Raw genomic sequence first — 13,098 nt, 5'->3', positions numbered from 1 at the left:
TATTATCCTTCATTATAGATTTCCAGGCTCTCGATTTCGCTCTGTCCCTGTAATTTCATAGCATCATCTTTACGCAGGTTTTCCAGATAATCGAGATAAGTCTGATCAATATCTTTCGTGACATAGATACCGTCAAAAACTGAACATTCAAATTTTTCAATATCCGGATTTTCTTCATGCATCGCAGCGATTAAATCAGAAAGATCCTGATATATCAGGGCATCAGCACCAATCAATTGGCGAATTTCATTAACTTCACGACCGTGAGCTATCAATTCATTAGCATTTGGCATGTCGATTCCGTAGACATTCGGGAAACGGACTTCAGGCGCAGCCGAAGCAAAATAGACTTTCTTAGCGCCAGCTTCCCGGGCCAGTTCCACAATTTGTTCCGAAGTTGTACCACGGACAATAGAATCATCCACCAGTAAAACGTTTTTACCACGGAATTCAGCACGGTTGGCGTTCAGTTTACGCCGGACTGATTTACGGCGTTCATGCTGGCCGGGCATAATGAAGGTACGCCCGACATAACGGTTTTTAACGAACCCCTGACGATAAGGTTTATCCAGAATATGGGCGATTTCCAGTGCTATATCGCAGGAAGTTTCAGGAATAGGGATAACAACGTCTATTTGTAAATCTTCCCATTCGCGGGCTATTTTTTCCCCTAACTTTCTTCCCATTCGTAACCGGGCGTTATAAACGGAAATTTTATCTATAAAGGAATCTGGGCGGGCAAGGTAAACAAATTCGAACAGACAGGGAGTTAATGAGGGAGTTTCTGCGCACTGGCGAGTAAATAATTGCCCCTGCTCAGTAATATAAATAGCCTCACCTGAAGCGACATCCCGCAGGAACTCAAACCCTAAGGTATCCAGCGCCACACTTTCCGATGCCACCATATATTCACTGTGGCCATCTGCCAGTGTACGTTTCCCTAATACCAGAGGCCGGATCCCGTTCGGATCACGGAAAGCCACCAAACCATGCCCGATGATCATCGCGACACAGGCATAAGCACCCCGGATTTTCCGGTGCATTGCCGCAATTGCCGCAAAAATATCATCAGGTTCTAATGGAAAATGCGGAAATTGAGTTAACTCATCAGCAAAAATATTCAGCAGGATTTCAGAATCAGACGTTGTGTTGACATGGCGACGGGCATTTTCAAACAGACTTTTTTTCAGTTCCGGTGCGTTTGTCAGATTGCCGTTATGTGCCAATGTGATACCAAAAGGTGAGTTCACATAAAAGGGCTGGGCTTCGGAAGCGCTGGAACTCCCCGCTGTCGGATAACGGACATGCCCAATTCCGATTGTCCCTTGTAAACGTAACATGTGTTTTGTTTCAAACACATCTTTGACCAAACCATTGGCCTTACGTAAACGGAATTCATTGTTACCATCAATAGTCGCAATACCTGCTGCATCCTGTCCACGGTGCTGAAGCACCGTCAATGCATCATAAATCGACTGGTTAACCGATGTAAAACCAACGATACCAACAATACCGCACATGTAGTCTTTCCTCATCAGTCAGGCGGAGAAGGCTATTTCTCCGGTAGGAAACTCGACGCGTTTTGCAGGTAGTCAAAAAACCACCTGATAATTTGACTGAACTGAGGGATCAACTGCGACTGTTTCCAGTCCGCACTTTGGGGAAGCGGAGTAAATGAGTCTGCAATAAACAAAATGGCAGAAACGATTAATACACCACGCAACGCCCCGAAACAGATCCCCAGAACCCGATCAGTACCTGATAAGCCTGTTCGCTGAACAAGTGAGCCAATCACATAATTTACTACTGCACCAACAATCAGTGTTGCAATGAATAAAATAGCAATCGCAACCCCATTGCGCACCAGCTCATCTCCAAGACGGGTAAAATAAACCGCCAGGTAAGTATAGAAGTGGCTTGCAACAAAGAAAGCACATCCCCAAGTGATCAGTGAAAGTGCCTCACGAACAAAGCCCCTAATCAGGCTGACCAGTGCAGAGAAACCAATAATGGCAATAATTGTATAATCTATCCAGACCATATTTTAATCCAAAACAGGCTCCCGACTTTCAGGTCGGGCGCATTCTAACAGAAAACGAAAACGTTTGCGTAGCAGATTTATCACTCTGCTATTAAAAATAATTTAAGGAACCGTTCATATCTGCCTGTACAAGCTATGCGCATTATGAAGGGTTCCGGATCTTTCACGGCAGGTTTTAGCCCCGCATGTAAGAGCATGATGTTATGGCGTGTAATTTTTAATTTGCCCCTGTAAGCCGGTTAATTCTCTCAGTTCAGGCAAAATAGATCCCAAAGCCTGTTTTGATGCATTCGGCCCGACATAAATCCGGGTTAACTGACCTTGTACTGCCGAAGAAGGAACTGTATAGACCTGATGCCCTGAAAGACGTAGCCTAGCCACAATTTCATTCACTTTATCCGCATTTTTTAATGCCCCAAGTTGCACAACATAAGCAACGGCCTGCGGTGCCTGTTCAACAGCACGGGGTTTCACTTCCGGCTGGCTTTCAGTGCGACTCTCTACCTTAACCTGCGGTTTGGTTTCTGTTTTAGGAGTAACAGAAAGATCAGGTTTTACCTGTTCTCCGGTGTCTCCTGCCGTTGCTGCCGGTGGCTCAGGTACTGATTCCGGGGCTGAAGAACCGGAAAATGTATCCGTATCTTGCTGCGGCTCCTGAACTTGTGTCTGCATTGCCTCTGCAGCCCCTTCCGGAGGTGCAGACGGCATACTTTGTGTCAGTGGCGGAATCGAATCAATATTCTCTTCATCACCCGGCTTAGGCACTAATGGTATAGAAGCGAATTTTTCCTCATTGTATTTCTTATCGCCGTCCAGCAGCATCGGCAGCACGATGACACTCAGTGCCACAAGAACGATGGTTCCGACTAAGCGATTTTGAAATTTACTTGCCACGTCCCTTTATCTCCTCCAATGACTCCATAACATGAGCGACCGTATGGAAAGAACCACAGACCACGATAATATCCTGCTCTGATGCCTCTTCCATAGCCTGATGCCATGCCTGTTCAACGTCCGGGAATATCCGGGCATCGGGCAGGTGTTCAGCCAGTACAGCCGCTTCTGCACCACGAAATTCATGTAGTGATGCACAATACCATTCGTCAATTTGACTGCTAAGACAGGCCAGTGTTCCCGCGATGTCCTTATCCTGCAACATGCCGACAACACCCCGTACCTTACTGCCCGGCGAACGGGATAACTCCGCCAGTTTTTGTGCCAGATACCCGGCTGCATGGGGATTATGTGCCACATCCAGAATGATACGCGGCTTTTCCCCTATGATTTGAAAACGCCCCGGTAACTGGGCACGCTTCAAGCCATCATGAATAGCCTGTTCATCAATCGCCTGACTGACTTTATCATTCTGCTGTAACAGGCAGTGAATGACGCCCAGTGCAGTTGCAGCATTAGCTAATGGCAGGTTAGGGATCGGCAGCGAATTAAATTGTCGATCGACTGTTCGCCAGTGCCAGCTTTCTTTTTCCTGGGCAAAATCCCAGTCTTTACCCCGACAGAATAATTTGGCTCCCAGTTCATCGGCAACATCAGCAATGGACTGAGGCATATCCGGCTCGCCAACGACAGCAAAGTGCCCATGACGGAAAATACCCGCTTTTTCGCGCCCGATATGTTCACGATCCGCGCCAAGCCAATCCGTATGATCCAGTGCAATGCTGGTAACAGCGGCAATATCTGCATCGACAATATTAGTGGCATCGAGACGACCACCCAGCCCTACTTCGAGGATCACAGCGTCAAGATCAGCTTCTTTGAAGAGCTGCAATGCCGCCAGTGTTCCATATTCAAAATAGGTTAAGGAGATATCACCACGCTGAGATTCAATACCGGCAAAAACACGGCAAAAATCCTGCTCTGTTGGTTCATTACCCTGAATACGCACCCGCTCGGTATAGCGGACCAGATGTGGGGAGCTGTAAACGCCGACTTTCAGGCCCGCAGCCAGAAGAATGGATTCAAGGGTATGACAGGTTGTGCCCTTACCATTGGTACCGGATACCGTAATGACTTTAGGAGCCGGATGTAATAAATCCAGTTTACCGGCAAGCGTACCGATACGCTCAAGCCCCATATCAATCGCTTTCGAGTGCAGGTTTCCGAGGTAGGAAAGCCACATCGTCAGTGACGATGTGGCTTGAGGAATATGTAAAGTATCAGACATCTTCTTTATTAGGGTTGATGTTTATGTCAACTTCGACGTCAGCAGGTTCAGCAACAATTTCTGTTACTTCTTTTTTCGCGTCGGGATGTGGCTGATGAGTCATCATGGCAAGCATACCGGCAATTCTTTCTCTCATTTCCGGACGGCGCATGATCATATCAATCGCACCTTTTTCCAGCAGGAATTCACTGCGCTGGAAACCTTCCGGTAATTTCTCACGTACGGTCTGCTCGATAACCCGTGGGCCAGCAAAACCGATCAATGCTTTAGGCTCTGCAATATTGATGTCACCCAGCATACCCATACTTGCAGTCACACCACCAAACGTCGGGTTAGTCAGAACACAAATATAAGGTAAGCCACGATCCTGCATTTTCGCTAATGCAGCACTGGTTTTTGCCATCTGCATCAGTGACATCAGTGATTCCTGCATACGTGCTCCACCACTGGAGACAAAGCAGATAAACGGGCAGTTGTCTTCCAGTGCCTGTTCAACGCCACGCACAAAACGCGCGCCAACAACCGAACCCATTGAACCGCCCATAAAGTTAAACTCAGATGCGGCCGCGACAACCGGCATATCATGTAACAAGCCTTTCATGACGACCAGGGCATCTTTTTCCTGAGTCTGCTTCTGAGCTGCTGCCAGACGATCTTTATATTTTTTGATATCGCGGAATTTCAGGATATCTTTAGGCTCTAATTCGCTGCCTAACTCTGTTGTACTTCCCTCATCCAAAAATGACTGCAAACGCTGGCGGGCAGAAATTTTCATATGGTGGTCACATCTTGGACACACTTCGAGGTTACGCTCTAATTCAGCGCGATAAAGCACCTGACTGCAACTGTCGCATTTAGTCCAAACTCCTTCAGGGATATTTGCCTTACGAGTTTGCATGATTTTGCTTTTGTTTAGAATCTTTTCAATCCAGCTCATTAATGAACCTTTCCGTCTGATTCTGGCCTATCACGGGGGCTGCATTTCCTCGGTATAAGCCAGCTTTTGTTTTACGTGCCATTAAACCACAATGCTATAACAGAGTGGATAAAAAACTGCTCAAACCTGTTTGTGGCTATCTATCATTTAGTGACATCTAATTATTATCTGACGCTTTTTTAGATGTCGCCCGGCGATGACGCCAGATTTCAATCACACCCGGCAGAATAGAAATAAAGATGATTGCAACAATCAATAATTTCAGATTCTGTTGGATAATCGGCATGTCACCGAATAAATAACCGGCATAAGTGAACAATAATACCCATATCAATGCCCCAATAACATTATATGCAGCAAAATGTCGGTAAGACATTTTGCCCATTCCGGCAACGAATGGAGCAAATGTTCGGATGATTGGCACAAACCGCGCCAGAATTATCGCTTTTCCGCCATGTTTCTCATAAAACTGATGAGTTTTCTCCAGATAGCTGCGACGGAAAATCCGGGAATTTGGATTATTGAACAGTTTCTCACCGAAAACACGACCAATAGTATAGTTTATAGCATCCCCAATAATTGCCGCGGCAATTATCAGTGCAGCCATAATATGTACGTTAAGATCGTTAGAATCCAAAGCCGACAGCGCTCCCGCTACAAATAGTAGTGAGTCTCCCGGCAGGAACGGTGTAACCACCAGCCCCGTTTCACAAAATACAATTAAAAATAAGATCCCATATACCCAGTCACCATAATTGGCAACTAATTCAGCCAAGTGGGAATCAATATGTAAAATAAAATCAACAATGAACTTCGCGAAATCAATAAAATGAGTAAAAAACTCCATAATATTCCTCGTAGTGCTCAAACATCCCTGACGTCATTCGAAAAAATCAGCATTTATCAGTCAAAAACCAGTTCATCAGCCAGAAACTAACTCATCAGCCAAAAACAAAGGCCCCATCACTGGCTCAGGCAACCCAAAATGAGCAGGATAATCCACCGCAACTAAATATAGCCCTTCAGCTTTAGCCGTTGCTGCTGCTTTTGTCCGATCTTTCAGTGCTAACAACTCAGCCATCCATTGTACGCCCTGATTACCACAGCCAATTTCAAGCAAGCTGCCGACAATATTACGTACCATATGATGGACAAAAGCATTTGCCTTGATATCCACGACAACATAATGCCCGTGGCGACTGACATTAATGTGCATCAGATTGCGCCAAGGCGAATTGGACTGGCACTGCACGGCCCTGAAAGAAGTAAAATCATTCTCTCCTAACAGACACTGTGCTGCTGCATGCATCTTTTTCTCATCCAGCGGATAATGAAAATGCGTGACGCCTTTCGCCAATACCGCTGGACGGTAACGATGGTTAAAGATAACGTACCGATACCGACGTGCTGTTGCGCTGAAACGGGCATGAAATTCATCATCTACCGCTTTCACCCAACGCACCGCAATATCCGCAGGTAAATGAGTATTAACGCCCATTGTCCATGCTGCATCTTTGCGCTGTGCCGAAGTTTCAAAATGCACAACCTGCCCGGTTGCGTGAACTCCCGCATCCGTTCTGCCTGCACAGAAAACAGCAATTGGCTCATTTGCAACTTTTGACAGCGCTTTTTCCAGACACGCCTGTACACTTCTGACTTCCTGCTGACGCTGCCAGCCATAATAGCGGCTGCCGTCGTATTCAATCCCCAGTGCAATTTTCACTTTTTTTGCTTCTGGCACAGACTGATTCAGTTCTGTATCAGACATCAGTAAAATTGCTCCTGCATCAGTTTTTCTGCGACTTCAACCGCCATCAATGCACCGCCGAAACGAATATTATCGGCAACAGACCAGAACTGTAACATCTCCGGCATTCCGTAATCATTACGCAGACAGCCGATACTCAGCCCATCAGCACCTGATGCGTCAGTCACCTGAGTCGGGTAATCCCCTTCTTCTGAGACCTGAATTTCTTCAAGACGTTCAAATTCGTCACGCGCTTCTTCTACGCCAACAGGACGCAGTGTTTCCACACTGACCATCTGGGCAATACCGTAGAAAACGGAAGACTGAACACAGCTGACTGAAACAGGTAAACCTTCATCCTGTAATATTCTGCGAACCTGATCGACAATCCGGCGCTCTTCACGCACTGTTCCTTCCGCATCAGGCAGCAAAGGCAGTAAGTTGAATGCCAGTTGTTTATTGAAACGCCCTTCATCTGGTGGAATACCATTTAATAAACGGGCACTTTGCCCCGCCAGTTCGTCAATCGCTGCTTTACCATGAACAGAAACCGGCAGGATATTGGTCAGTTGTAAACGCGCGATACCCGCAGTATCAATTAAAGGTTTAATAGCCGTTAACACCTGACTGGTTGCACTATCTGCAACCGCAACAATATTACGGTTACGATACTCAGCCAGCGCATGCGGATTTACTGTCGGCACAACCAATGGAACATCCGGTTCAGCGGCAAACAATCCGCTGCTGTCAATCACCAGACAGCCCGCATCTGTTGCCTGTGCAATATGTTGTGCTGTGACTTCCATACCCACAGCAAAAAATGCTAGCTGTACCTGTGACCAGTCAAATTCGGCAACATCGCGAACGGCGACGTTCTTACCGTTAAACCGCTTAATGCTACCGACACTTTGTTCACTGGCAAGAAGATGCAGTTCACCAACCGGAAACTGGCGCTCCTGTAATAACGCCAATATCGCTTCACCTACTGCGCCCGTTGCACCCAACAGCGCAATATTCCAACCTTCTGACATGTTGGTTTTCTCCACTTCTCTAGTATTTTGCTGGCAGGCAGAGAATTCTGCCTGTTGTTAACTCAATACAGTTAATTCGATACGGTTAATTGAATTCCGTTAATCAACTGTTTTTAAATGACTTTAGCGTCAAATCCAATCTGGGATAGTAATTGAGCACTGCTTTCAGAATCACAATGCACGGTCAGGGAAGACCACTCACGGCGTTCCGGATAATTTTTCCGCAGCTGGTCAAAAGCACCGTTCTGACCGGCTACCTGACGCAATGGTGCATCATCACGGCGCACATCATACACTAAATGCATCAGACGCTTCAGGATGCTTTGTGTCACTTCACCACGAACCGTGATATGGCTGAAATCAGACTCAGGCAGTAAATCAGATAATGCGGTTTTTTGTGGCTTCCCTAAAAATTCACAATACGCCTCAAAAACCTGGGTTGTACCACGCGCCTTGCCTTCCAGAGTATATCCCGCAATATGCGGTGTACCGATATCCACCAGCTCCAGCAAAGGTAATGAAAGGTTAGGTTCTGGTTCCCAGACATCAAGTACGACGCGCAATTTTTTTCCGTTTTGTAAAGCTGATAACAGTGCCTGATTATCAACCACTTCACCACGGCTGGCATTAATTAAGATGCGATTATCCGGCAAGGCAGAAAGCAGTTCTGCATCTGCCAGATGATAAGTCTGATAAGGTCCTGATGTATTAAGCGGGGTATGGAATGTCAGAATATCTGCCTCTTTGACCAGTTTTTCCAAAGGCCAGAATTCACCTTTATCTCCCCGATCTGCCCGCGGCGGGTCGCACAAAAGAGTTTTCACGCCCAGAGCGTCCAGCCGTGCTGCCAGACGCCCCCCGACATTACCAACACCGACAATACCGACAGTTTTATCTTTCAGCTGAAATTGATCCTGCTCTGCCAATATCATCAGCGCGGAGAAAACATACTCAACAACAGCAATTGCGTTGCATCCGGGAGCAGCAGAAAAACCGATCCCCGCCTGCTCTAACCACGGCTGATCAACATGATCCATACCCGCAGTCGCTGTACCGACAAATTTTACAGCACTGCCTTTTAACAGGGACTCATTAACTTTAGTGACAGAACGCACCATAAAGGCATCTGCGTGTTCCAAAACACCCTCAGGCACAGGGCGCCCCGGAATTGCCTGAACTTCTCCTAATTGTTTAAAGAGTTGTTCAGCATAAGGCATATTTTCATCGACTAAAATTTTCACTTTTCTTATCCAACGACTTAAGTGGGCGTGATCCGCTATTCTGCCATTTAATCGACATAATGCCTAATCTCCCTTTATCTTTCTGCTTGGCGCTTTATCAAAAAATTTCTACAGCCCAGTACACTCTGATTGATGTTTATTTCAGCTCATCCTTTCCTGAAACGTTCCGGCGTTGTTCCTGCAATCTGTTGAAACATGGCAATAAAAGCGGACGATGAGCTATAACCAACATCAAATGCAACTTCATAAACGCTTTTCCCCTGTGCCAGCAAAGAAATCGCATGCAGAAAACGCAGACGCTGTCGCCACTCACTAAAAGACATTCCTAATTCCTGCTGACATCGACGTGATAAGGTTCTTTCCGAGGTATAACGCTTCTTTGCCCATTCTACCAATGAAGTATTATCAGCGGGGTTGTGCTCTAATTCCTGTAAAATCGGTGCAAGAAGTTTATCTTTTGATGAAGGCAGGTAAGTATTCTGGCTTGGTGACAGTTCAAGCTGATCGATAAGAATCTGTGTCAGACGCTGATCTTTATCTGTCTGTGGCCGAATTACCTTACGGCTAAAGAAATCCTGCATAATGGCATGAAAAATAGAACTTAACCGGATAAGACATGGATGAGGGGGCAAAGATTTGCTCAATTGCGGTGAAATATCGATTATCCAAAACCGCATTGTTTTCCGGTTATAACTCGAATGAACACTATTTTTCGGGATCCAGATACAAAACTCCGGTGGAGCCAGAAAACGTTGTCCTTCCACAGTCATCTCCATAACGCCGCAGACAACATAAATCAATTGCCCGAATGGGTGGGAATGCAACATGAATTCAGTATCAGCATTCAGGGTTTCATCACGAAAAATGAGAGTGTTGGGCATATCCCAGTCCGGTAACTGAAACATCATTTGGTTAACTCCCTTTCAAAAAATTCATTTTTACTTCCAAAAACGGAGAGGAATTTATAAATTGTCCTGATTGCCTCATCAGTTGGCGGATTTTCAATATATATAATAAATCGGTCACTGCTACACTAAGTACACGATGTTCTACACACAATTAAATTCAATGAAAAATTTATTATTTCCCCTTATTGCTGTCCTGATTTGGTCAGCTAATGCGGTAGTCAGTAAATCCGCAGCAACCTCAATTGAACCCGGCGCTATCGCTTTCTATCGCTGGTTTGTCGCGTTTTTGATTTTGACGCCTTTTATCTTACTGCCGGTACTAAAACAGTGGAAAACAATCATCCCACACTGGTGGAAATTATTGGTTCTGGGTTTTCTTGGTATGGTTCTTAATCAAAGCCTGATTTACTATGCCGCCCATACTGTCAGTGCAACACTGATTGGGATCTTAACCTCATTAATTCCGTTGCTGACGATCATACTCAGTATATTTGTTCTACGGATCACGCCGACCGTTGGAATTATACTCGGAAGTGCTTTGTCACTGTTTGGGCTGATATGGCTAGTGGGTAAAGGTGAACCGTCTACTTTGTTGGAAAACGGATTAGGGATCGGAGACGTAATGATGTTTATTGCATCAGCCGCTTATGCTCTGTACGGCGTCCTGACCAAACGCTGGGCAATTCCATTACCCAACTGGCAGGCACTTTATATACAAATTGGGTTTGGCGTGCTGTTACTTTCTCCCAACTTCATGATGACAGAAGATGTCCAGCTAACCAGTGATAATATCCCTCTTGTACTGTTTGCGGGTATTCCGGCTTCAATTATTGCACCTTACGTGTGGATACAGGGAGTTAGCCGACTGGGTGCAAATATGACATCGATATTTATGAACCTGGCTCCGGTCTTTACTGCCATGATTGCGATTGTAGTGCTTCACGAAAAGATGTATAGCTATCACCTTATCGGAGGAGGTATTGTGTTAGCTGGTGTAATGATTGCTCAACAATTACGTACTCCAATTAATAGTTATAAAAAACAAACTGAAAAAAGTATCAAAAGTTAATCATCAGCAATTTTAAATAACTTTATCACCAGTTATCGCCCAACAGTACCATTGGGTGATAACTGCAAAAACAGATCGTAATAACTCTCCACCAAACTGAATCTATTTACCATTCCCTGCACTTATTGTTCATAACTCACTTGTGAATTATTAAACTGAAATCTATTGACTCTATAATCTATAAATTTATTTTTATTAATATCAAAACTATTTTTAGAAAACACATAAGTTAAATTTATTTTTTATTAATAAAATATTAATAGTGAATTCTATTAAAGATACATTTAAAGAAGATTCCCTAATATAAAAACATAAGACCAGATTTACTCTATTTCAGTTATACATAACATTAAACATTTCGGTGTATTTCAAAGTAAGCCAAATGTGACATTAGGTGATTAATGTCACATATAGACATTTTTCACGGCTAATAAGAGATTTCGGTTCTATAAATAATAATGCACCGGAGATTTATTGCATTGTCACCATTACTGGACTGGTGCCATATGAGGAATAAAAAATGAAAATATTAAAAACATTATTAGTGACTACTGGTTTACTTTTCAGTGTCAATACCTTTGCAACCAGCGCCCCTGACAGAACTGAATGTATCGCTCCAGCTAAGCCCGGTGGCGGGTTTGACTTAACCTGTAAATTAGCTCAGGTCTCATTATTAGAAACTAAAGTTATTAATTCTCCTATGCGGGTAACATTTATGCCCGGTGGAGTCGGCGCTGTTGCTTACAACGCTATTGTTGCCCAACGGCCTGCCGAGCCGGGAACGATTGTCGCCTTTTCCGGTGGTTCGCTGTTAAATCTTGCTCAGGGAAAGTTCGGGCGTTATAACGTGAATGATGTGCGCTGGCTGGCAGGTGTTGGTACTGATTACGGTATGATTGCCGTTCGTCAGGACTCTCCTTATAAAACCTTAAAAGACCTCCTCAATGTCTTTCAGAGCAACCCCGCCAATCTTGTTTTTGGTGCCGGTGCTTCCATCGGCAGTCAGGATTGGATGAAAACCGCATTACTAGCCAAAGAAGCCGGTATTGATCCACACAAAATGCGTTATGTCGCCTTTGAAGGTGGTGGAGAAGCCCTTACCGCCCTGTTGGGTAACCATATTCAGGTTTTTTCCGGCGATATCAGCGAGGCTCTGCCATACCTGACAAGTGATAAAATCCGTGTTCTTGCTGTCTATGCAGACAAAAGACTTGATGGCGTTCTGGCAGGTATCCCGACCGCTAAAGAACAGGGTTACGACATTGTATGGCCGGTGATCCGGGGTTTTTACATGGGGCCGAAAGTTTCTGATGAACAATATCAATGGTGGGTTAACACGTTCAACAAACTGCAACAAACCGACGAATTTAAAAAACAGCGTGAGCTGCGTGGTCTGTTTGAATTCAATATGACAGGCAAAGAGCTGGATGATTATGTGAGAAAACAGGTTACTCAGTACCATGAAATGGCTAAATCTTTTGGTTTAGCAAAATAATAGGGACTGTATTTATGAGTGATCGTATTTTTGCCGTCATCTGGTTAGTGTTGTGCGGAATAGGGCTGGTCATTGGCTGGGGCATCCACAGTGAATACAGTTATGAACCACTAGGCCCTCGCCCTTTTCCGATTGCTATTATTTCGTTAATGGCACTGTGCGCACTGCTGCTGCTATTCAAAAAACCTGAAATAGTTAACTGGCCTGCTCCACAAACATTACTTCGTTTATTATTGCTGATTATCTCACTGATCTTTTATGCCGGAACGTTTGAGTGGTTAGGCTTCCCTCTGGCAACAACATTATTGACTGTCAGCATCGCATTGCTGTTTAACGCCACACTTCCCGCCGCAATTATTTCTGGCGTGATCTTAGGTATCTCTCTCTTTTTTATCTTTGATCACCTGTTAGATGTCACCCTGCCAATTGGTAGCCTGTTCAGGTAAG

13 protein-coding genes are annotated in these 13,098 nt (G+C 44.9%); 3 read left to right on the top strand and 10 right to left on the bottom strand.

The genetic code is table 11. The annotated features are described in order from the left end of the window. Window positions 1–2: 2 nt before the first annotated feature. From purF to AACS90_RS18850, 10 genes are all read right to left on the bottom strand, one after another. Window positions 3–1,520, bottom strand: coding sequence for an amidophosphoribosyltransferase (gene purF, locus AACS90_RS18895; RefSeq protein WP_099121117.1), 1,518 nt, complete (start codon window positions 1,518–1,520; stop codon window positions 3–5). 32 nt (window positions 1,521–1,552) lie between these two features. After that, window positions 1,553–2,041 (bottom strand): colicin V production protein, encoded by a 489-nt coding sequence (cvpA, locus tag AACS90_RS18890; RefSeq protein WP_099108427.1) that lies wholly within the window; start codon window positions 2,039–2,041, stop codon window positions 1,553–1,555. A 201-nt stretch (window positions 2,042–2,242) separates the two neighbouring features. Further along, window positions 2,243–2,935 (bottom strand): cell division protein DedD, encoded by a 693-nt coding sequence (gene dedD / locus AACS90_RS18885; protein WP_099121116.1) that lies wholly within the window; start codon window positions 2,933–2,935, stop codon window positions 2,243–2,245. After that, window positions 2,925–4,223 (bottom strand): bifunctional tetrahydrofolate synthase/dihydrofolate synthase, encoded by a 1,299-nt coding sequence (gene folC, locus AACS90_RS18880; RefSeq protein WP_099121115.1) that lies wholly within the window; start codon window positions 4,221–4,223, stop codon window positions 2,925–2,927. Before folC ends, dedD begins: the two co-directional genes overlap by 11 nt. Next, window positions 4,216–5,160, bottom strand: a complete 945-nt coding sequence (accD, locus tag AACS90_RS18875) for an acetyl-CoA carboxylase, carboxyltransferase subunit beta (RefSeq protein ID WP_099121114.1) — start codon at window positions 5,158–5,160, stop codon at window positions 4,216–4,218. Before accD ends, folC begins: the two co-directional genes overlap by 8 nt. A gap of 157 nt (window positions 5,161–5,317) precedes the next feature. Further along, the gene (locus AACS90_RS18870; protein ID WP_371635221.1) at window positions 5,318–6,007 is read right to left on the bottom strand and encodes a DedA family protein; all 690 of its coding nucleotides are present in this window, start codon (window positions 6,005–6,007) and stop codon (window positions 5,318–5,320) included. A gap of 75 nt (window positions 6,008–6,082) precedes the next feature. Continuing rightward, window positions 6,083–6,928 carry a tRNA pseudouridine(38-40) synthase TruA gene (gene truA / locus AACS90_RS18865; protein ID WP_099121113.1) on the bottom strand — a complete coding sequence of 282 codons (846 nt, stop codon included), beginning with the start codon at window positions 6,926–6,928 and terminating at the stop codon, window positions 6,083–6,085. Further along, window positions 6,928–7,938 (bottom strand): aspartate-semialdehyde dehydrogenase, encoded by a 1,011-nt coding sequence (locus AACS90_RS18860; RefSeq protein WP_099121112.1) that lies wholly within the window; start codon window positions 7,936–7,938, stop codon window positions 6,928–6,930. Before AACS90_RS18860 ends, truA begins: the two co-directional genes overlap by 1 nt. A 113-nt stretch (window positions 7,939–8,051) precedes the next feature. Next, window positions 8,052–9,179: a 4-phosphoerythronate dehydrogenase PdxB gene (gene pdxB / locus AACS90_RS18855; protein ID WP_099121111.1), complete on the bottom strand. Its 1,128-nt coding sequence runs from the start codon at window positions 9,177–9,179 to the stop codon at window positions 8,052–8,054. Window positions 9,180–9,325: 146 nt separating this feature from the next. Then, window positions 9,326–10,087 carry an AraC family transcriptional regulator gene (locus AACS90_RS18850; protein ID WP_099121110.1) on the bottom strand — a complete coding sequence of 254 codons (762 nt, stop codon included), beginning with the start codon at window positions 10,085–10,087 and terminating at the stop codon, window positions 9,326–9,328. A 160-nt stretch (window positions 10,088–10,247) separates the two neighbouring features. Here AACS90_RS18850 and AACS90_RS18845 point away from each other — a divergent pair, with 160 nt between their 5' ends. From AACS90_RS18845 to AACS90_RS18835, 3 genes are all read left to right on the top strand, one after another. After that, window positions 10,248–11,156 carry a DMT family transporter gene (locus AACS90_RS18845; RefSeq protein WP_099121190.1) on the top strand — a complete coding sequence of 303 codons (909 nt, stop codon included), beginning with the start codon at window positions 10,248–10,250 and terminating at the stop codon, window positions 11,154–11,156. A gap of 520 nt (window positions 11,157–11,676) precedes the next feature. Beyond that, window positions 11,677–12,651, top strand: coding sequence for a Bug family tripartite tricarboxylate transporter substrate binding protein (locus AACS90_RS18840; RefSeq protein ID WP_099121109.1), 975 nt, complete (start codon window positions 11,677–11,679; stop codon window positions 12,649–12,651). Window positions 12,652–12,665: 14 nt separating this feature from the next. After that, entirely contained in the window at window positions 12,666–13,097 is a 432-nt protein-coding gene (locus AACS90_RS18835) for a tripartite tricarboxylate transporter TctB family protein (protein ID WP_099121108.1), read from the top strand. Window position 13,098: the final 1 nt, after the last annotated feature.

This window comes from Xenorhabdus sp. KK7.4, from assembly GCF_963876465.1.
In the GTDB taxonomy this organism is placed as follows: Bacteria; Pseudomonadota; Gammaproteobacteria; order Enterobacterales; family Enterobacteriaceae; genus Xenorhabdus; species Xenorhabdus stockiae.
The sequence above is the reverse complement of the archived record's forward strand: the minus strand, read 5'-3'. Positions and strand labels throughout refer to the sequence as shown.

Coding starts and splice junctions, on each gene's coding strand:
- AACS90_RS18845 (WP_099121190.1), top strand. CDS start 10,248: ATGAAAAATTTATTATTTCCCCTTATTGCTGTCCTGATTTGGTCAGCT.
- AACS90_RS18850 (WP_099121110.1), bottom strand. CDS start 10,087: ATGATGTTTCAGTTACCGGACTGGGATATGCCCAACACTCTCATTTTT.
- AACS90_RS18835 (WP_099121108.1), top strand. CDS start 12,666: ATGAGTGATCGTATTTTTGCCGTCATCTGGTTAGTGTTGTGCGGAATA.
- cvpA (WP_099108427.1), bottom strand. CDS start 2,041: ATGGTCTGGATAGATTATACAATTATTGCCATTATTGGTTTCTCTGCA.
- AACS90_RS18860 (WP_099121112.1), bottom strand. CDS start 7,938: ATGTCAGAAGGTTGGAATATTGCGCTGTTGGGTGCAACGGGCGCAGTA.
- AACS90_RS18870 (WP_371635221.1), bottom strand. CDS start 6,007: ATGGAGTTTTTTACTCATTTTATTGATTTCGCGAAGTTCATTGTTGAT.
- truA (WP_099121113.1), bottom strand. CDS start 6,928: ATGTCTGATACAGAACTGAATCAGTCTGTGCCAGAAGCAAAAAAAGTG.
- purF (WP_099121117.1), bottom strand. CDS start 1,520: ATGTGCGGTATTGTTGGTATCGTTGGTTTTACATCGGTTAACCAGTCG.
- accD (WP_099121114.1), bottom strand. CDS start 5,160: ATGAGCTGGATTGAAAAGATTCTAAACAAAAGCAAAATCATGCAAACT.
- AACS90_RS18840 (WP_099121109.1), top strand. CDS start 11,677: ATGAAAATATTAAAAACATTATTAGTGACTACTGGTTTACTTTTCAGT.
- folC (WP_099121115.1), bottom strand. CDS start 4,223: ATGTCTGATACTTTACATATTCCTCAAGCCACATCGTCACTGACGATG.